At 73.4% G+C, this 19,859-nt stretch carries 14 protein-coding genes; 11 read left to right on the top strand and 3 right to left on the bottom strand.

The window, feature by feature from the left end:
* Window positions 1-159: 159 nt before the first annotated feature.
* Both ACSUPT_RS08795 and ACSUPT_RS08790 read right to left on the bottom strand, forming a co-directional pair.
* Window positions 160-2,409 (bottom strand): glycosyltransferase family 4 protein, encoded by a 2,250-nt coding sequence (locus ACSUPT_RS08795; protein ID WP_436943979.1) that lies wholly within the window; start codon window positions 2,407-2,409, stop codon window positions 160-162.
* 142 nt (window positions 2,410-2,551) lie between these two features.
* The gene (locus ACSUPT_RS08790) at window positions 2,552-3,154 is read right to left on the bottom strand and encodes an acyltransferase (RefSeq protein WP_351967813.1); all 603 of its coding nucleotides are present in this window, start codon (window positions 3,152-3,154) and stop codon (window positions 2,552-2,554) included.
* Window positions 3,155-3,674: 520 nt separating this feature from the next.
* On the opposite strand from ACSUPT_RS08790, the gene rplU reads away from it, so the two are divergent.
* The 11 genes from rplU (at window position 3,675) to ACSUPT_RS08735 (ending at window position 18,487) form a co-directional block, all read left to right on the top strand.
* Window positions 3,675-3,995: a 50S ribosomal protein L21 gene (gene rplU / locus ACSUPT_RS08785; RefSeq protein WP_031070416.1), complete on the top strand. Its 321-nt coding sequence runs from the start codon at window positions 3,675-3,677 to the stop codon at window positions 3,993-3,995.
* 14 nt (window positions 3,996-4,009) lie between these two features.
* Window positions 4,010-4,264: a 50S ribosomal protein L27 gene (rpmA, locus tag ACSUPT_RS08780; RefSeq protein ID WP_030494090.1), complete on the top strand. Its 255-nt coding sequence runs from the start codon at window positions 4,010-4,012 to the stop codon at window positions 4,262-4,264.
* Window positions 4,265-4,401: 137 nt separating this feature from the next.
* Complete coding sequence (obgE, locus tag ACSUPT_RS08775) at window positions 4,402-5,838, top strand: GTPase ObgE (RefSeq protein ID WP_361659182.1); 1,437 nt, start codon at window positions 4,402-4,404, stop codon at window positions 5,836-5,838.
* A 406-nt stretch (window positions 5,839-6,244) separates the two neighbouring features.
* Window positions 6,245-8,473 (top strand): glycosyltransferase family 4 protein, encoded by a 2,229-nt coding sequence (locus ACSUPT_RS08770; protein ID WP_436943976.1) that lies wholly within the window; start codon window positions 6,245-6,247, stop codon window positions 8,471-8,473.
* A gap of 322 nt (window positions 8,474-8,795) precedes the next feature.
* On the top strand, window positions 8,796-10,307 hold the full coding sequence (locus tag ACSUPT_RS08765; protein ID WP_399219205.1) for an SDR family NAD(P)-dependent oxidoreductase: 1,512 nt from the start codon (window positions 8,796-8,798) through the stop codon (window positions 10,305-10,307).
* A gap of 148 nt (window positions 10,308-10,455) precedes the next feature.
* The gene (locus ACSUPT_RS08760) at window positions 10,456-12,606 is read left to right on the top strand and encodes a hypothetical protein (protein ID WP_351967469.1); all 2,151 of its coding nucleotides are present in this window, start codon (window positions 10,456-10,458) and stop codon (window positions 12,604-12,606) included.
* 173 nt (window positions 12,607-12,779) lie between these two features.
* On the top strand, window positions 12,780-13,916 hold the full coding sequence (gene proB / locus ACSUPT_RS08755; RefSeq protein ID WP_351967470.1) for a glutamate 5-kinase: 1,137 nt from the start codon (window positions 12,780-12,782) through the stop codon (window positions 13,914-13,916).
* 122 nt (window positions 13,917-14,038) lie between these two features.
* On the top strand, window positions 14,039-14,560 hold the full coding sequence (locus tag ACSUPT_RS08750; protein WP_351967471.1) for a hypothetical protein: 522 nt from the start codon (window positions 14,039-14,041) through the stop codon (window positions 14,558-14,560).
* Window positions 14,561-14,738: 178 nt separating this feature from the next.
* Window positions 14,739-16,040: a glutamate-5-semialdehyde dehydrogenase gene (locus ACSUPT_RS08745; RefSeq protein ID WP_436943973.1), complete on the top strand. Its 1,302-nt coding sequence runs from the start codon at window positions 14,739-14,741 to the stop codon at window positions 16,038-16,040.
* A gap of 99 nt (window positions 16,041-16,139) precedes the next feature.
* Complete coding sequence (locus ACSUPT_RS08740) at window positions 16,140-16,694, top strand: hypothetical protein (RefSeq protein WP_351967473.1); 555 nt, start codon at window positions 16,140-16,142, stop codon at window positions 16,692-16,694.
* Between the two features lie 581 nt (window positions 16,695-17,275).
* Window positions 17,276-18,487, top strand: coding sequence for a hypothetical protein (locus ACSUPT_RS08735; protein ID WP_436943972.1), 1,212 nt, complete (start codon window positions 17,276-17,278; stop codon window positions 18,485-18,487).
* 190 nt (window positions 18,488-18,677) lie between these two features.
* Here ACSUPT_RS08735 and ACSUPT_RS08730 read toward each other — a convergent pair whose 3' ends face one another.
* The gene (locus ACSUPT_RS08730; protein WP_351967475.1) at window positions 18,678-19,757 is read right to left on the bottom strand and encodes a M48 family metallopeptidase; all 1,080 of its coding nucleotides are present in this window, start codon (window positions 19,755-19,757) and stop codon (window positions 18,678-18,680) included.
* Window positions 19,758-19,859 lie beyond the last annotated feature (102 nt).

Here is a 19,859-nt window from a genome sequence, read left to right as displayed (position 1 = left end):
GGGCCCGACGGCCGGACGCCGCCTGAGCTGCGTCGGCCGGACGCTGTCTGAGCCCCGTCGGCCTGGGCGGCGCGGCGGGCGACGGCCCGCCAGGGGAAACGGTCCTCCAACGGAAAGGGCCCTGACCGGATCTGCCGGTCAGGGCCCTTCCTCATGGGCTCACTCGCTGTCGTACGCGGTGCGGTCCAGGCTCGTCGTCACCCTCAGGTGCGGGTGGGACTTGGCCCACTTCCAGCCCGTCACCGTCGAGTTGATGTCACTGACGAACACCGTGTCGATCTTCTCCAGGGCCAGCTCCGGCAGCACCCGGCGCTTGGCGATCCGGGCGAAGAGCTGCGGCCTGACCTCGCGGTAGGTGCGGTTGAACACCTTCTTGTGGAAGGCGTTGGCGACCTTCGTGTGCGCCCGCTGCACCGTCGCGACCGCCAGCTCGGGGCCGATCGCCTCACGGTTCTTCGCGGCGATCCGGCGGGCCCGGCGCAGCACGGCGCGCGGCGCGCGGTACACGAGGAACCGCTCGGCGCGCGGGATGCGCAGCTTCTTCTCGGCGTCGGCGACGCTCACGACCGGCACGCTCGGGTCCAGCTCCAGCCGGTCCCACAGCGCCGGGGCCGTGGCGGTGACCAGGGTGACCTCGGCGCCCTTGGCGACCAGGTGGTTGGCGAAGTCCACGATGCGGCGCGGCTTCGCGGGCGTCAGCGCCAGGACGACGGCCCGGCCGACGGGCTCGCCGCCCGCCCGGCGCACCGGCGCCGCCTCGGCGGCCTCGGCGTCCGCGCCCGGCTCGCGCGCCGCGCCCTCGGCCGCCGCACCGGCGTCCTCGTCCCGCGCGGTGTCCGGCACGGGCGGCTGCGCCCCGCCGTACACCGCGACCAGCTGCTTGCCGACCGCCTCGCAGCCGACCCGGCCCTCCAGCACCTCGCGGGCCGCGGCCAGGTCCAGCTCGCCGGCACGGGCGCGCAGCTCGTGGTACGCGTCCACGATGACCCGCGGGTCGTCGCTGACGTCCATGAGCCCGCCCGCCAGCGTCTCGATGCCGGCCATCGTCTCGTCGGGTCCGCCGCTGCGGGTGGCCAGCACCGGGAGCCCGGACGCGATCGCCTCGACGACCGTCATCCCGAAGGTCTCCTTCTTGCTGGCGTGCACGAGCAGGTCGTACTCGTGCATCAGCGGGCCCACGGCCTCCGGTGCGACGGGCGGCAGCAGCCGGAACCGGTCGCCGAGACCCAGCTCGGCGGCGCGGGCACGCAGCTCCTCCTCGGCGGGACCGTGCCCGACCATCGTCAGCGTGGCGCGCGGCTCCTCGGCGGCGACCAGCGCGAACGCCTCCAGCAGCTCCTTGACGCCCTTCGGCTCGACGAGCCGGCCCAGGTACAGCCAGCGCAGCAGCTCCGTGGAGCGCTCGGGGCCGGGCGTGAAGCGGTCCAGGGCGATCGCGTTCGGGACGACGCCGACCTTCTCCGCGTACTGCGGGAAGCGGCGGACGACCTGCTCGCGCAGCGCGGCGCTCACGCACAGGAACGCGTCGGCGCGCTCCAGCACCTGCTCGTACAGGCGGGCGGCCGGCGCCTGCGAGAAGACCCGGTCGAGGAACGACGCGTGCTCGGTCACCACGACGCGGGCGTCCGGGCGGGCGAGCCGCGTGGCCAGCACACCGCCGTAGATGCCGGTGTGGGCGTGCACCACCGGCGCCTCGATCTGCCCGGTCGGCAGGGCGCTGCGCAACGCCTTGACCTGAGCCTCGACCCAGGGGGCGTAGTTCTTGCGGTGGATCAGCGGCACGGGGACGCGCACGACGGTCGCCTCGTCGGCGTCGATGACGTGGCCGAGGGCGCGGCGCTCCTGGAGGCGGTCGACGGTGACCCGGATGGCGTCGTTGAGCGGGGCGGAGGCGCGGCCCGACCAGTCCTCCGTGTGGAAGACGGTGACGCGCTCGTGGTGCCCGGCGACGGCGGCGGTCGCGGCCTGCACGAAGGAACCGGCGTACGGGTTGTTCGGCGACGGGTACCAGGGGGTGAGGACGGCGAGGTCGGCGGGCTCCACGACACGGCCCGCGCCGTGCGGCTCCAGCGCCAGGGTGATGCCCGGGCGGCGGCGCTTGGCGATCCACGCGACGGGCAGCGCCTGCGCGTCACCCGCGACGACCGTGTCCGCGGTGGCGAACGGGCCCGACTTGGCGGCGGCGAGCTTCTTGGCGGAACCCCAGGCCGTGCCGTCCTTGTCGGGGGCGACGCGGACCACGTCCACGCCGTCGAGCCGGCTCAGCTCGGCGACCGCCTCGCGCCACTCCGGAGCGTCCAGCACGACCAGGGAGACCCGGGACCCCGAGGAGGCGAGCTCCTTCACCTGCTCGCGTGTCGCCCGTACTCGGTATGTGCCAAGCGCGAGATAGAGCACGTGGCTGTTCATCTGGTTCCCTTCGCCCTTTCACCTGCACGCCGCGCACCCGTGCGGCGGAAGCGTCCCCACGGGGTTCGGTACGGACATACAGCGCGGCGGCACCACCCTACCGAAGGCGGTGCCCCCTCCCGGCACACGGCCGGGGCGCCGTTCAGCCCTCGCGCTCGACGAGCGCGCCGTCCTTCTCCTGGTACAGGGAGCCGGTCTGCGGGCACTCCCACACGCCCTCTTCGCCGGCCCGCTCGACGAGCCGGACACCGGCCTTGCCGACCCAGCCGATCTGCCGCGCGGGCACGCCCACGACCAGGGCGAAGTCCGGCACGTCGCGGGTGACGACGGCACCCGCGGCCACCATCGACCAGCGCCCGACGCGCACCGGCGCCACGCACACCGAGCGGGCGCCCAGCGAGGCGCCCTCGCCGACCTTGACGCCGACGGCCTCCCAGTCGCCACCGCGCTTCAGCTTGCCCTCGGGGTCGACGGAGCGCGGGTTGTGGTCGTTGGTGAGCACCACGGCCGGACCGACGAACACACCGTCGCCCAGCTCGGCCGGCTCGTAGACGAGGGCGTAGTTCTGGATCTTGACGTTGTCGCCGATCCGGACGCCCGTACCGACGTACGCGCCGCGCCCGATCACGCAGCCTTCCCCGAGCCGCGCGTTCTCGCGGATCTGCGCGAGCTCCCAGACGCTGCTCCCGGCCCCGATCTCGGCGGTCTCGTCGACCTGGGCGGTGGGCTGGACCCTGTAGTTCACTCTGCTGTCTCTTTCGGGGGACGGCGGAAGTCTTCGCGCCCGAGCATACGCGGCGGGGTACGGCGCTCCGGCGCGGGAACGTTTGCGGCGGACCCGGCCCGGGCGGGGTGACGCCCGACGCCCTCCCGGCATCTCGGCGCACGGGCTGGGCGCGGTCCGCGGCACGTCCCGTACCGCTATATCTAGGGAGCGGCCATGGACAGGGGCCGGCCGTGCACGTCGCCGGGGTTGTGCGCGGCCGCGGGAGAAGGGGGCTCGGGCGGTGCGGCCCGCCGCGCGCCGCGGACGAGGGCCGACTCGTGTGTTTCCGGCCGGCTGCGGCCCGGGGCTCGGTTTGACCGGGTCCGGGGTGGGGCCTAGTCTTGACCGTCGGCGTGTTTCCATGCGCGCCAGCTCCTGAGCACCTTCCCTCCCGGCCCAGGTCGGGGGAGGCCGTTCCGACCATCCGGTTCAGTCGCGGGCCCTGCCCGTGCGGGCGGCTGGCGTCAGGGGTTTCCGTTTCGAGCGAGGAGAGATCCGCGTGTACGCCATCGTGCGCAGCGGTGGTCGCCAGCACAAGGTTGCTGTCGGCGACATCGTTGAGGTTGACAAGATTTCCACTGCCAAGGTTGGCGACACGGTCGAGCTCTCGACCCTGCTCGTTGTCGACGGCGACTCCGTGACCAGCGACCCGTGGGTCCTGGCCGGCATCAAGGTCCAGGCCGAGGTTGTGGACCACCACAAGGGCGCCAAGATCGACATCCTGCGCTACAAGAACAAGACCGGCTACCGCCGTCGTCAGGGCCACCGCCAGCAGTACACGGCGATCAAGGTCACGGCGATCCCGACGGCCGCGAAGTAAGGGACTGAGGAGACATGGCACACAAGAAGGGCGCATCGTCCACCCGGAACGGTCGCGACTCCAACGCTCAGCGGCTCGGCGTGAAGCGCTTCGGCGGTCAGGTCGTCAACGCCGGTGAGATCCTGGTCCGCCAGCGTGGCACGCACTTCCACCCGGGCTCGGGCGTCGGCCGTGGCGGCGACGACACGCTGTTCGCGCTGCAGGCCGGTTCGGTGCAGTTCGGCACCTTCCGCGGCCGCAAGGTCGTGAACATCGTCCCGGTCGCCTGATCGGACGCTTCGCTAGGGCGGGCCTCTCCTCCCGCACGGTGCACACCGTGCGGGAAGAGGGTCCGCCCTTCGCGTGTTACAGCTGAGACACCTCGTACGAATTCCTTACTTTTCCGCACCGCTGGAGGCACCCCACCATGACCACCTTCGTGGACCGCGTCGAGCTGCACGTCGCCGCGGGTAACGGAGGCCACGGCTGTGCCTCCGTCCACCGGGAGAAGTTCAAGCCGCTCGGCGGCCCCGACGGCGGCAACGGAGGGCGCGGCGGCGATGTGATCCTCGTCGTCGACCAGTCCGTGACCACGCTGCTCGAGTACCACCACTCCCCGCACCGCAAGGCCACCAACGGCAAGCCCGGCGAGGGCGGCAACCGCTCCGGCAAGGACGGCCAGGACCTGGTCCTCCCCGTGCCCGACGGCACGGTCGTCCTCGACAGGAACGGCGAGGTCCTCGCCGACCTGGTCGGCCACGGCACCCGGTACGTGGCGGCGCAGGGCGGCCGCGGCGGCCTCGGCAACGCCGCGCTGGCCTCGGCCCGCCGCAAGGCGCCCGGCTTCGCGCTGCTCGGCGAGCCCGGAGACGTACAGGACATCGTCCTGGAGCTGAAGACCGTCGCCGACGTGGCGCTGGTCGGCTACCCCAGCGCCGGCAAGTCCTCGCTGATCTCCGTGCTGTCCGCCGCCAAGCCCAAGATCGCGGACTACCCGTTCACCACCCTCGTGCCGAACCTCGGCGTGGTCACCGCCGGCTCGACCGTCTACACGATCGCCGACGTGCCCGGCCTCATCCCCGGCGCCAGCCAGGGCAGGGGCCTCGGCCTGGAGTTCCTGCGCCACGTCGAGCGGTGCAGCGTCCTCGTGCACGTCCTGGACACGGCCACCCTGGAGTCGGAGCGCGACCCGCTGTCCGACCTGGACATCATCGAGGAGGAGCTGCGCCAGTACGGCGGGCTCGACGACCGGCCCCGCGTGGTCGTCCTCAACAAGATCGACATCCCGGACGGCAAGGACCTCGCCGACATGGTCCGCCCCGACCTGGAGGCCCGCGGCTACCGCGTCTTCGAGGTCTCGGCCGTCGCCCACCTGGGCCTGAAGGAGCTGTCCTTCGCGCTCGCGGAGATCGTCGCCAAGGCGCGCGCCGCGAAGCCGAAGGAGGAGGCGACCCGGATCGTCATCCGCCCGAAGGCCGTGGACGACGCGGGCTTCACGGTGACCCGCGAGGAGGACGGCCTGTACCGGGTGCGCGGCGAGAAGCCGGAGCGCTGGGTCCGCCAGACCGACTTCAACAACGACGAGGCCGTCGGCTACCTCGCCGACCGCCTCAACCGCCTCGGTGTCGAGGACGAGCTGATGAAGGCCGGTGCCCGCGCGGGCGACGGCGTCGCCATCGGCTCGGAGGACAACGCCGTCGTCTTCGACTGGGAGCCGACCATGATGGCCGGCGCCGAGATGCTCGGCCGCCGCGGCGAGGACCACCGACTGGAGGCCCCGCGCCCCGCCGCCCAGCGCCGCAAGGACCGCCAGGCGGAGCGGGACGAGGCCGAGCGCGAGTACGACGAGTTCAACCCCTTCTGAGGGGAGGGCCGCTGACGGTTCGTCAGGGGCCGTTGCCGCTCGCTGGTCGTCCGGCGGGGTTGCCTGAAGGCGGCCCCGCCGGACGCGTGTGCCCGCCCGGTGCGGGCCCCCGCCGTCGGTCGCGCGTCGCCCGGCCGCGGCGGCCCGCGCCGCGTGACGCCCTGCCCCCGGGCGGCGTCACCGCTCGGGCGCGTACCGCCCGCGCTCGGACGCGTACCGCCCGCGCCGGGGGCGGACGACGCTCGGACACGTACCGCCCGCGCCGGGGGCGGTCGACGCTCGCCGCGCGCAGCCCGGGCCCGGGCCGGAGAATGGGCCCTGGCCTGCACAACCTTTCCCCTACCGGCACCGTCTAGCATTCCGGGCGCCCGTGCGGTGCGCTCGCAGGCACACACATGGGGCATCGGTGAAGATCTCTTTCCTCATCCACACCGTCTACGGCATCGGCGGCACCATCCGCACCACGCTCAATCTCGCCGAGGAGCTCGCGGACCGGCACGAGGTCGAGATCGTCTCCGTCTTCCGCCACCGGGACATCCCGCTCTTCACCATCGACCCGCGCATCACGGTCGTCCCCCTGGTCGACACCCGCCCCAAGTCTCCGACCTGCGAGAAGGAGCACCCCGACCAGCTCACCCCGGCCGAGTTCTTCCCCCGCACCGAGGCGCGCTTCAAGGAGTACAGCAAGCTCACCGACGAGCGGGTCCGCGCCCACTACGCGCGCTCCGACGCCGACGTGGTGATCGGCACCCGCCCCGGACTGGTCGCGTACGCCGCGCGGTTCGCGCCCGAGGGCGCCGTGCTCATCGGCCAGGAGCACATGACGTACAACCACCACAAGCCCGCCCTGCGCGAGGAGTTGCGGCCCCACCTCGAAGCGCTCGACGCGTTCGTGACCGTCTCCGAGGGCGACGCGGCCGTGTGGCGCGAGCAGATGAAGCTCCCCGGCACATGGGTGCTGTGCATACCCAACAGCGTCCCCGAGCCCATGGTCGCCCCGTCCGACCAGTCCGGTACGACCGTCGTCGCCGCCGGCCGCCTCTCCCCGGAGAAGCGGTACGACGTGCTGATCCGGGCCTTCGCCAAGGTCGTCGCCGTACGCCCCGAGTGGACGCTGCGCATCTGCGGCTGGGGCACCGAGCGCGACAAGCTGCGCCGCCACATCGACACCCTCGGCCTCCACAACCACGTCTTCCTCATGGGCCCCCGCTCGCCGATCGAGCCCGAGTGGGTCAAGGGCGCCATCGCCGCGTCCACGTCACGCCACGAGTCGTTCGGCATGACGCTGGTCGAGTCGATGCGCTGCGGTGTCCCCATGGTCAGCACCGACTGCGACTACGGCCCCCGCGAGATCATCAAGGACGGTGAGGACGGGCTGCTCGTCCCGGTCGGGGACGTCGACGCCGTGGCCGCCGCGCTGCTCCGGCTGATCGAGGACGAGGGGCTGCGGCGCCGCATGGGCGAGGCGGCCCTGCGCAACGCCCGCCGCTTCGACCCGTCGGTCATCGCCGAGCGTTACGACGACCTCTTCATGGAGCTGGGCGCCGGGACGCGGAAGCGGCGGGCCGTGGCGGTCGGCGCCGCCGTACGGGACCAGAGCGCCGCCGTACGGGACCTCGGCGCCGCGCCGGGCAGCGGTGCGCCGACCGGGGGCGGTGCGCACAGCGCCGTACCGGACGTACAGGACGAGGCCCCGCGCGAGCATCCCGCCGACGACGACGGCCATGACGGCGACGCGGGCTTCGCGCCCGTCGCGGACTGCGTCGCCGAGGCCGACGGCTCCCTCACCGTCACCCTGCTCGACCCGACCGCCCCGACAGACCGGACCGCCCCGGCCGCCCCGACAGACCCGCCCGCCCGCCCCGACGCCCCGCGCCTCGTCGCCGTGCTGCAAGGCCGCGACCCGGTCGAGCGCACGTACACCTTCCGCGCCGACGGCACCCTGTCCATCCCCGCCGGCGAGGACCTGGCCGAGGGCAACTGGGTCTGCCACGTCGAGGACCCGGCCACCGGCGCCCGCGCCCCGCTCACCGCACGCGCCGTCGACCAGCGCGGCTCGCTGCGCCCCGCCGACCGGATGGGCCCCGGCGACGGGGTGCGCCACCTCGTCCCGTACCGGCGTCCCCCGGGCCATCTGCTGGAGCTGCGCTCCTGGGTGCGGGCCGTCCACGCCGAGGCGGGCGACATCGCGCTCACCGACGACTGCGCCACGCTCACCGGCCGGCTCCTCGGGCCCGTCACGGACCGGGCGGACCGGCCCGAGCTGGTCATGCGCCGGTACGACAGCCACGAGGAGGTCGCCGTCCCCGGTGCCTGGCTGTCCGGCGACCGCTTCCGGATCGACCTGCCGTGGGAGGAGCTCGCCGGACGGCGCCGCCGCGAGCAGGACACCTGGGCCCTGTGGCTGCGGTACGCCCCCGACCGGGCGCCCGTGAAGATCGCCCGCCTCCTCGACGACGTGGTCGCCAAGGCGGACGTCTTCGCGTACCGGCCCGTACGGCGCCACAAGCGGCGGCCCCTGCTGCTGGCGCGCCGCCTGGTGCGCAAGGTGCGGCGGCAGCCCCAGCTGATGGTCGAGCTCACGCTCCGTTACGACGGGCACAACGCCCTGTACGTCCGGGTCACCGACGCATGACGCCCCCGCGCCCCCGCTCGCGCCCCCGGCGAGGCCCCGCCGCCGGGCCCGCGCCGCACGGGCCCCCGCCGCCCGCGCCCCCGCGGGGTGCCGCCGTGCGCGCACACCGCGGGCGCGCCGGCGGCACAGGATCTCCCGAACCGCCGGATCATGTGCCGTCCGTCACGGCCACGGCCCCCTCGGGCCCCTCCAACAAGGCTGGCCACACGGTGAACTGCCGGTGTCCGGCAAGGTTCCGTCCCCTTCGTCCCGCCTTGCGAGACGGTAACGGAGGGTGCGACCATCAGCCCGTCCCCGAGCCATAGCAAGGTAGGTCGTCCCTGTGTCTGCGCCTCCGTCCGCGCCTCGTGAAGCCAAGACCCGCACCACCGCAGTCGTCCTCGCGGGGGGCACCGGCCAGCGTGTGGGGCTCGCGATCCCGAAGCAGCTGCTGAAGATCGCGGGCAAGGCGGTCATCGAGCACACGCTCACGATCTTCGAGCAGGCGGACTGCGTCGACGATGTGATCGTGCTGATGGCACCGGGTTTCGTGGGCGACGTCGAGAAGATCGTCGCCAAGGCCGGACTGACCAAGGTCACGCGGATCATCGAGGGCGGCGCCACCCGCAACGAGACCACCGAGCGGGCCATCCGCGCCCTCGGCGAGGGCCTCGCGGACGGCGAGGACCTGAACGTCCTCTTCCACGACGCCGTACGCCCCCTGCTGTCACAGCGCGTGATCAAGGACTGTGTGGCCGCGCTCGACCGCTACCAGGCCGTCGACGTCGCCATCCCCTCCGCCGACACGATCATCGTGACGCGCACCCACGGCGAGGACGGCGAGTTCATCACGGACGTCCCGGACCGCTCCCGGCTGCGCCGCGGCCAGACCCCGCAGGCGTTCAAGCTCTCCACGATCCGCAAGGCGTACGAGATCGCCGCGGGCGACCCGAACTTCCAGGCCACCGACGACTGCTCGGTCGTGCTGCGCTACCTGCCGGACGTGCCGATCCACGTCGTGCCCGGCGACGAGTACAACATGAAGGTGACGCAGCCCGTCGACGTCTTCATCGCCGACAAGCTGTTCCAGCTCGCCTCCACCGCCGCCCCCGCCCAGGCCGACGAGGACGCGTACCGCGAGCTCCTCTCCGGCCGGACGCTCGTCGTCTTCGGCGGCTCGTACGGCATCGGCGCCGACATCGCCGTCCTCGCCGAGCGGTACGGCGCCCGCGTCTACGCGCTCGGCCGCTCCACGACCGGCACCCACGTGGAGAACCCGCAGCACGTCGAGGACGCGCTCGCCAAGGCGTACACCGAGACGGGCCGCGTCGACTACGTGATCAACACGGCCGGCGTCCTGCGCATCGGCAAGCTCGCCGAAACCGACAACGCCACCATTCAGGAAGCCCTGAACGTCAATTACCTGGCGCCCGTGCAGATCGCGCGTGCCTCCTACAAGTATCTGGTGGAGACGAAGGGGCAGCTTCTCCTCTACACCTCCTCCAGCTACACGCGCGGCCGCGCCGAGTACAGCCTCTATTCGTCGACCAAGGCGGCCATGGTGAATCTCACGCAGGCCCTCGCCGACGAATGGGCGGCCGATGGAATCCGGGTGAATTGCGTCAATCCGGAGCGCACCGCGACGCCGATGCGGACCAAGGCGTTCGGCCAGGAGCCCGCCGGTACGCTGCTCTCCTCCGAGGCCGTGGCCCGCACGTCCCTGGACGTCCTCCTCTCCGAACTGACCGGCCACGTCATCGACGTACGCCAGCAGGACCCGACCCGCGCGGCGGGCGAGGCGTCCGGATTCGAGCAGGCCCTGGCGGCCGTGCTGGACCGCCAGGAAGATGTGTAATACTCGCAGGATGTGAATTCCCGGGCCCCTGCATCAGCGAGCGATTCGCGAATGCGGGGGCCCGTTCGGTGAAGCCCCGGCCGCACCGAATCCCCGGGATCAAACGCCTTGTGAAACAACCGGCATCCCCGTCTGGAGCAGGTTCTACGTGATTTCGACCGTCATTCGACTGGCCCGAGTGGGCAGCAGGTCGGAGCTGGCCGCGGCAGTCCTTCTGGGACTGGGATTTCCGTGCGTCATGCTCGCCGCGCTGATCCCCGACATCTGGCTGTTCGCGGGCGCCGGCGCCGTCACCTACGCCGCCGACTGGTACCTGCACCAGAAGAAGAGCTATCTGGTCAACCGCCTCAACAAGGTCCGCGCGGGGCTGCCGATCCGCTTCCTGCTGCGCCAGCTGCTGCTGATCCTGCTCCTCGCCCGCGAGGGCCTCGCGGACCAGCCGGTCTTCTACGCCACGGTCGCCTGCTTCCTCCTCTTCTACGGACTCCAGGCCCCGCACGGCGCGCTCGCCACCTTCATCCGGCTCCGCCGCACCCTGCCGGTCGTCACCCGCAACGTCGACCTGCACGGCGTCCGCATCCCCGACGCCCCGCCGCGCGCCCTGCTGCACCGCGCCGCGGAGAAGATGCTCCACCTCGACCTGCCCGCCGTCGCGGGCATCGTCGCCGCCGCCGTCACCGGCCGGGCCGTCCTCGCCTACGCGGGCGTCGCCACCACCCTCGGCCTGGGCCTGCTGTACATCCTGCTGCTCGTCCCGTACGCCCGCCGCAAGCGCCGCGTCCCGGGCGCCGGCGCCGTCCTCAAGGCCGTCGACACCTGGCTGCGCGAGTACCAGCCGACCGTCGCGCTGTACTTCTCCGGCTCCGACGACGCCGCGTACCAGGTCAACATGTGGCTGGACACCATGGAGCAGGTCGAGGGCCGCCCGATCGTCATCATGCGCGAGCGCAACCTCGTCCCGAAGCTGGGCGACACCGCCGTGCCCGTCCTGTGCATCCCGGGCGGCCAGCACATGATGGCCCGCGACTGGTCGACGCTCCGCGTCACGCTGTACCCGGCCAACGTCGGCAAGAACATCCACATGCTGCGCGTGCCCACCTGCAAGCACGTCTTCATCGGCCACGGCGACAGCGACAAGCTCGCCAGCGTCAACCCGTTCTCCAAGGTGTACGACGAGGTGTGGACCGCCGGCCAGGCCGGCCGCGACCGGTACGCCCTCGCCGACGTCGGCGTCCGCGACGAGGACATCGTGGAGGTCGGCCGCCCCCAGCTCGCCCCCATACAGCGCTGGACGGGCACGCCCAGGAACCCCATCCCGACCATCCTGTACGCCCCCACCTGGGAGGGCTGGGACGGCAACCCGGGCAACACCTCGCTCCTCCTCGCCGGCGAGAACATCGTCCGGCGGCTGCTCGACGCGCCGGACCCGGTCCGCGTCATCTACAAGCCGCACCCCTTCACGGGCCTGGTGAACAAGAAGGCCAAGGCCGTCGACGAGCGCATCCGCGCCATGGTCGCCGAGGCCGCCGCCCGCCGCGCCGCCGACCCGCGCTGGGTCCGCGAGGCCGCCGCCGCGCAGGCCGGCCAGGCCGCCGCCCGCGCCGAGCTGGCCCGTATCGAGGCCCGCCTCGCCGAGCTCTCCAGCCCCGGCCGCAAGGGCACCGACGAGGCCGAGACCTCCCGCGTCTCCCTCGCCGACCCGCACCGCCTCGCCGAGATCAAGCGGCTGCGCACCGAGTGGAACGACGCCTACTGGCGCTCCTTCGGCTGGTGGGAGCACCGCGTCGTCACCGGCGCGCGGCCCCATCTGTACGACTGCTTCAACGAGTCGGACGGCATGGTCTCCGACATCTCCAGCGTCGTCTCCGACTTCATCGCCAGCGGCAAGCCCTACGCGGTCACCGACTCCGCGGACATCGGCGCCGACGAGTTCCGCCGCCAGAACACCGCCGTGCGCGCCGCGGTCGTCCTGTCCAACAGCGCCGCCGAACTCGACGAGCTGCTCGCCGCCGTGGCCGACCCGGCCGCCGACCGCATGGCGGAGGAGCGCCGCGCCCTGAAGCGGTACCTGCTGGGCCCCGACGAGCCGACCTCCATGGAGCGGTTCAACGCCGCCGTACGCACCCTCACCGCCAAGGCCCAGGCCCGCAACGAGGGCGTCGCCCAGCGGCTCGCCGGCCAGTCCATCGGCGAGCTGGACCGCGAGGACGGCGCCGCGCCGCTGGGCGTCGGCGACGACAGCCCGGAGGCCCTCACGGAGGAGAACGGCGCCGCCGCCGAGCCCACGGCGGTCGGCTGACCTCACGCGGCGTGCCGGACGGCCCGTACCGCCCTCTGTCGGGGCGCGTACGGGCCGTCCCGCTTCACCGGCCCCGTCCGGGGCGCCGGGCAGCGCCCCGTAGGCGTCCAGGAAGCTGTCCACCGGGTGGAACAGGCGCGCACCGACCCTTTTGGGTGGCATAGATTCGCCCTGTGACACAGGCAAGGCAGTACGTGACGGAAGCCCGCAGGATCGTCGTCAAGGTCGGTTCGTCCTCCCTGACCACAGCGGCGGGCGGTCTCGACGCCGACCGCGTCGACGCGCTGGTCGACGTACTCGCCAAGGTCCGCGGCGCGGGGGAGCGGGAGATCGTCCTCGTGTCGTCCGGCGCCATCGCCGCCGGTCTCGCGCCGCTCGGCCTGGACAAGCGCCCCAAGGACCTCGCCCGCCAGCAGGCCGCCGCCAGCGTCGGCCAGGGCCTCCTCGTCGCCCGCTACACCGCCTCCTTCGCCCGCTACGGCGCCCGCGTCGGCCAGATCCTGCTGACCAGCGACGACATGAGCCGCCGCGCCCACTACCGCAACGCCTATCGGACGCTGGAACAGCTCCTCGCCATGGGCGCGATGCCGATCGTCAACGAGAACGACACGGTCGCCACGGACGAGATCCGCTTCGGCGACAACGACCGGCTCGCCGCGCTCGTCGCCCACCTGGTCCGCGCCGACCTGCTCGTGCTGCTCTCCGACGTGGACGGCCTCTACGACGGCGACCCAAGCCGCCCCGGCACCTCGCGCATCGCGGAGGTCCGCGGCCCCGAGGACCTGGCGGGCGTCGAGATCGGCTCCGCCGGGAAGGCCGGGGTCGGCACGGGCGGCATGGTCACCAAGGTCGAGGCGGCCCGCATCGCCGCGGCCGCCGGCATCCCCGTCGTCCTCACCTCCGCCAGCCGCGCCGCCGACGCCCTCGCGGGGCGGGACACCGGCACGTACTTCCACCGCACCGGGCGCCGCTCCGCCGGCCGGCTGCTGTGGCTCGCGCACGCCTCGGCCCCGCAGGGCGCCCTCACCCTGGACGAGGGCGCCGTACGGGCCGTGGTGCACGGACGGAAGTCGCTGCTGCCCGCCGGGATCGCCGCCGTCGAGGGCGACTTCGGCGCCGGGGACCCGGTCGAACTGCGCGACGGCGAGGGCCGCCCGGTCGCGCGCGGCCTGGTCAACTTCGACGCCAAGGAGATCCCGCAGCTGCTGGGCCGCTCCACCAAGGAACTGGCGAGGGAACTCGGCCCGGCGTACGAGCGGGAAGTCGTACACAGGGACGATCTGGTCGTCCTGCACCCCTGGAACGGCTGAAAGTCGGGTCAACCACCGGGCACCTTCGGCAAAACGCCCCCACGTCCCGCCCGGGACTGGTCAACTTTGTCCGGGGGGTAAGCGGGGTGACAGCACGACAACGCATCAACAGGAGGCCGCCGGTGAGACGAGCGCGCCCTGGGGCCGGGCCCCGCGGGACGACCGAACGTGCCTTGACCAGTGTCGAGGCCGGGGCCGATTTCGACGACGCCGCGCTCCGGCCGGTGACCGGCCGCGGCGCCACCGCGGGCACGGGCATGCGTCCGGGCCCGGGGCCGGCCGACCGCGTCCCGGACCGGCCGGTGTCCAAGCTGTGGCACATCACGCTCAGCGTGTCGGGCCGCGAAGCCCCGCTGGCGGACGTCCGGCGGGCGCTCGAACAGCTCGCCCACGACCATCCGTTCCTGCTGACCAGCAGATACGCCACCGACCACGCCGAGATCAGGTACTGGGAGGAGGCCCGCGACCTGCACGACGCGGCCGCCGTGGCCCTGCGCCTGTGGGGCGAGCACCGGCAGAGCGCCAAGCTGCCGCCGTGGGAGATCGTCGGCCTGGAGGTCATCGACCGGGAGACCTACCACCAGCGCATCGCGGAGGGGTACGGCCCGCCGCCCGCCGCACCGGTGGGCGTGCACCCGTACTGATTCGGCCACACTCGGGCCGGGGCGCGGGCCCCGGCCCGGTTCCGCCCTCCGACGCACCGGAGCGGCTCCGCGACCGCCGGGGCGCCGACCCCGTCCGGGTCCCGGCCGGGCGTCTCGCAGAGCGGGACGGAGCGGGACATTTGAGCGGCGCCCGCGGGGAGCGCATTACCCTGCGTGCATGACCTCGCAATCCGCCTCCCCGTCCATGCACCCGTACGACGACATGTCGCCGGTGGCGCGGGCCGCCTACCGGGCCCGTGCGGCCGCCGCCGATATCGCGCCACTGCCGCGCGCGGCGAAGGACGACGGACTGCTGGCCATGGCCGACGCCCTCGAAGTCCGCACGGCCGAGATCGTCCAGGCGAACGCCGAGGACGTGGCCAAGGCCCGGGAGGCCGGCACCAGCGAGTCCGTCGTGGACCGCCTGACCCTCACCCCCGAGCGGGTGCGGGCCATCGCCGCCGACGTCCGGCACGTCGCCGCGCTGCCCGACCCGGTCGGCGAGGTCGTCCGCGGCTCCACCCTGCCCAACGGCCTGGACCTGCGGCAGGTCCGCGTCCCGCTCGGCGTGGTCGGCATCATCTACGAGGCCCGGCCGAACGTCACCGTGGACGCCGCCGCGCTCTGCCTGAAGGCCGGCAACGCCGTCCTGCTGCGCGGCTCCTCCTCCGCGTACGCGTCCAACACGGCCCTGGTCCGCGTCCTGCGCGACGCCGTCGGCGGAGCGGGCCTGCCCGCCGACGCCGTGCAGCTCGTCCCGGGCGAGTCACGGGACTCGGTGCGCGAGCTGATGCGGGCACGCGGCCTGGTCGACGTGCTCATCCCGCGCGGCGGCGCCTCCCTGATCCGCACGGTCGTGGAGGAGTCCACCGTCCCCGTCATCGAGACCGGCACCGGCAACTGCCACGTCTACGTCGACGCCCAGGCCGACATCGACATGGCCGTCGACATCCTGGTCAACTCCAAGGCGCAGCGCGTCAGCGTGTGCAACGCCGCCGAGACCCTCCTCGTCCACCAGGACATCGCCGCCGCGTTCCTGCCGCGCGCCCTGGACGCGCTCGCCGAGGCGGGCGTCACCGTCCACGGCGACGAGCGGGTCCTCGCCCACGCGGAGGGCTCCAAGGCCACGGTCGTCCCGGCCACCCCGGAGGACTGGGAGACCGAGTACCTCTCGTACGACATCGCCGCCGCCGTCGTCGACTCGCTGGACGCGGCCGTCGCCCACATCCGGCTGTGGACGTCCGGCCACACCGAGGCGATCGTCACCACCTCGCAGGCCGCCGCCCGCCGCTTCACCCAGTTGGTCGACTCCACCACGGTCGCCGTGAACGCCTCCACCCGGTTCACCGACGGCGGCCAGTTCGGCTTCGGCGCCGAGATCGGCATCTCCACGCAGAAGCTCCACGCCCGCGGCCCCATGGGCCTTCCGGAGCTCACCTCGACCAAGTACATCGTCACCGGCGACGGCCACATCCGGTAGCCGCGCCGGCCCCGCCGCCCGCCCGGCCCCGCCGTCCGGCAGGGGGAGGTTGCGCACTCTCCCTGCCGAACGGCGCCGTCCGGGTCTACCCTGAGACACGTGCCGGACGACGTGGGGGGCAGGCCGTTCCCGGACGGCTGGGAGCCCGACGACGACCGCGGAGGCGCCGACGAGGAACTCGCCTCCGTGGTGTTCGACGAGGACTTCGTCCGGGCCGCCGAGATCCACGAGCCGTCCGCCGTCGAGCGGCTGCTGGCCGCGGCCCAGGCCCGCGCCGACGCCGAGGCCACCGGAGCCCGCGGCGGCCCCCGCCCCGACGACGACCCGTACGGCCCCGACCGGCACGGCTCCCGGGACGGCCGCGGCGACCCCGATGACGACGACTACGACCCGTACGACCACGATCCGTACGGGCCCTACGGCGGGGCCCTGCGCCCCTACCGCCCGCGCAACCGCTGGTACCGCCCCGTCGCCTGGCTCGTCGCCCTCCTGATGGGCCTCGGCATGGTCGCCCTCGCCTTCTCCGCCGTCTACCGCGGCTCGTCCGGCGACCGCGACGAGCAGATCCCCGCACCGGCGAGCAGCGACATCGGCCCGGACAACGCCCCGTCCGCCGCCGCCCTCACCCCTACGGCTCCGGCAACGCTCCCGTAGCCCTCCAGGGCCCCCGACCCCGCCGACCCGCGCCGTGGACGTCCCGTCGGCCCGCGCGCCACGCCTTGGACGGACAGGTCGGCCCCTGGGACGCCGCGATTCGGTGCGCTAGTGCGTGCAGCAGCCGGAGCCGGAGCCGGAGCCGGAGGGAGCGGAGCCTTTATGGCCGACGGGCACCCGGCACATGACTCCGCGCCACGCCGCACGGCCCGCCCGGCCACCCGGTGACCCCGCCACGCCGTTCGCTCCGGTCAACCACCTGGCACGTGCCCCAGCCGCGCCGCGCCCCCCGACCGTCCACCCAGCAGCCTCCCGGCCGCCCCGACGGCCCGCAGTCGGGCGCTGCCCGCCGCTTCAGCACCCTTCCGGCCCCGTGCCACGACGGGGCGCGTCACCCCGCCGTGAGGTGCCTGATCCACGATTCCCGGCAGCCTCCGCCACCCCCTGGTTCCACGGCGCCACACCCGTGTCACGCGCCGTCCCCGGGTGCCGCCGCAGCCGTCTGTACCCCGGCTCTCCGCCCGTGCGACTCGGCGTCCGCGGGGCGTTTACCGCACCCCCCGCCGACCCACCCTGAAGGTATGGCAGGGAGTGTCGACCCGCCCGAAGGGACGCCCGACGGCACCCCGGAGGGGCTTCCCGGCAGGGGCGAGGACGAGTACCGGCCCGTCGTCTTCGACGAGTCCTTCGTCCGTGCTGCCCGCCTCCAGGAACTGTCCGCCCGCGAACGCATGGGCGACGACACCCCCGCCGTCCGCGACCGCCCCGGCGCCGAACATGTCGACCCCGCCCTGGCCCTCGACCGCGACGCCGCGTACGAGTACGCCTACGACCTCGACCGCCGCCACCACTGGCGCCCCGCCCGGCGGCACGTCAACGGCCCGCGTCGACGCCGCCACACCGGTGCCCGTGTGGGCGCCCTCATCCTCGTGCTGCTCGTCGCCACGGTCTTCGCCGCCGCCATCCACCTCGGCTCCCGCTACCCCTACCAGCCGCCTCCCGACCCGCGCACCGAACCCCTGCGCGTCACCCTCGTCGCCCTGGCGCCCACCGGCCCCGTGCCGGGCGGCCGCCCCGGCGACCTCTACGCCCGCAGCCCCGCCGCCCAGTACCGCCCCGGAGCGGCCGGCATCGCCCTGCCGCCCGCCCGGCGCACCGCCCACTTCACGCAGGGCCAGGTCATGGCCGCCCTCACCATCGCCAAGGACTACCTCGTCCGCTCCTCCCTCGACCCCGAGACCCTCACGGGCGGAACCACCCGCCCGGTCCGGCTGCTCATCGACCCCGACCAGATCGCCCAGTTCGACGCGAGCGTCGACGCCCCGGCCGCCGACGGCCGGCACGCCACAGGCGGCTGGCTCGTCCGGTTCGACCCGGCCCACGCGACCCTCGCCGACCCCGCAGTCCGCGTCCGGGGCACCCTCAAGGTGACCGAGGAGACCCCCGACGCCCTGGAGGTCGCCTCCGTCCACACCTTCGCCTACGCCGTGCGCCCGCCGGGGCCGGGCACCGCCCCGGAACGCGCCTCGCTGTTCACCGTCCGCCGCGAGCTGCGCCTCCGCTTCGACCGCGACGACCTGCGCATGCACCGCGCCGAACTGGTCACCAGCCACCTCCAGGCGGGCCCCCTGGACTGCGCGACCGACCTCTCAGGAGCCCTGCGCCCCCTCCTGGCCGGCGAGCGGCCCAGGACGACCACCCCACCGGTCACCGACCCGTACGCACCGGCTCCCGCCGCGGGCACCCGCCTCTGCGGCACCCTGTCCCCGGCCGCCCAGCCCTCGCCTCGCTAGCCCGCGGGGCGGGCGGCAGCGGCCGGAGCCGAGGGCGGCCGGCCTCAGACCACAGGCACCACCCCGAGCCCCGGTTGCCCAGGCCCCCGGGCACGCGCGCCCCCGGGCCCAGGCACCGCACCGGCCACACCGCCCCGGCCCCGCGGGCAGTCGGCCGAGGCGGGTCCGAGCCGGTGCCGCAGCGGCTCGCTCAGGCCGTACCCGTGCCGTCGCTCTTGCCGTCCTCTCCCGCGGCCGGCCGGCCGCCGGAAGCGCCGGTGAACTTCTCGAAGAGCTTGCCGCCCAGGTCGCCGGCGCCACCGGCTATGTCGCCGACCAGCTTCATCAGCGGATCCTTGCTCCCGCGCACGGTGTCCGCGTAGTGGCTCGCCGACTCGCGGAAGGAGTCCGTGACCGACGCGTCCTTGTCCTCCGACCGCCGCGGGTAGTGGCCGTCCATGATCCGCTGGTAGTCGCGGCTCTCGGACCACTTCTTCAGCTCGGCCGCCCGCACCGTCGTGAACGGGTGGGACCGGGGCAGCACGTTCAGGATCTTCAGCACGGAGTCGCGGAGATCGCCGGACTCCTCGTACTCCTCCGCCTGCGCGAGGAACGCGTCCACGTTCATCTCGTGCAGGTGGTGCCCGCCCGCCAGCTTCATCAGGCCCCGCATCGACGCCTGGAGGTCCTGGCCGACGAGCAGCCCGGCCCGGTCCGCCGACAGCTCCGACTTGCGGAACCACTCCCGCAGCGCCGTGACGATCGCCATGACCGCCACATTGCCGAGCGGGATCCACGCCACCTTCAGCGCCAGGCCGGTGAGGAAGAGCAGCACCGTCCGGTACACGGAGTGGCCCGACAGGGCGTGGCCCACCTCGTGGCCGACGACGGCCCGCATCTCCTCCTCGTCCAGCAGCTCCACCAGGCCCGTGGTGACCACGATGATCGGCTCGTCGAGGCCGATGCACATCGCGTTGGGCTTGGGGTCCTGCGTGACGTACATCGACGGGACCTTCTCCAGGTCGAGGATGTAGCAGGCGTCCCGGAGCATGTCGTGGAGGTGGGCGAACTGGGCGTCGCTCACCCGCACGGAGTCCGACAGGTACAGCAGGCGCAGGCTGCGCTCCGGCAGCAGCCCGCTCAGCGCCTTGAACACGGTGTCGAAGCCGCTGAGCTTGCGCAGGGCGACGAGCGCGGAACGGTCCGCGGGATGCTCGTAGGCGCGGGAGGAGATACCGGGAAAGCGCCGGCGCGCACGGCTCGGCACATTCTCACGGCCGGTCTCTGTCATGGATGCCCCCATTTTCATACGAGATGTGACTCGTCCCCCTGACAGACCTCAGCCTAGGCGGTGCGCGAGAAGCCCGCCGGGGCTGTGGATAACGGCCTGTGG

It is taken from the genome of Streptomyces sp. SudanB25_2051 (assembly GCF_964272635.1).
In the GTDB taxonomy this organism is placed as follows: domain Bacteria; phylum Actinomycetota; class Actinomycetes; order Streptomycetales; family Streptomycetaceae; genus Streptomyces.
Note: the sequence above shows the minus strand (reverse complement) of the source record. Positions and strands in the feature narration are given on the sequence as shown.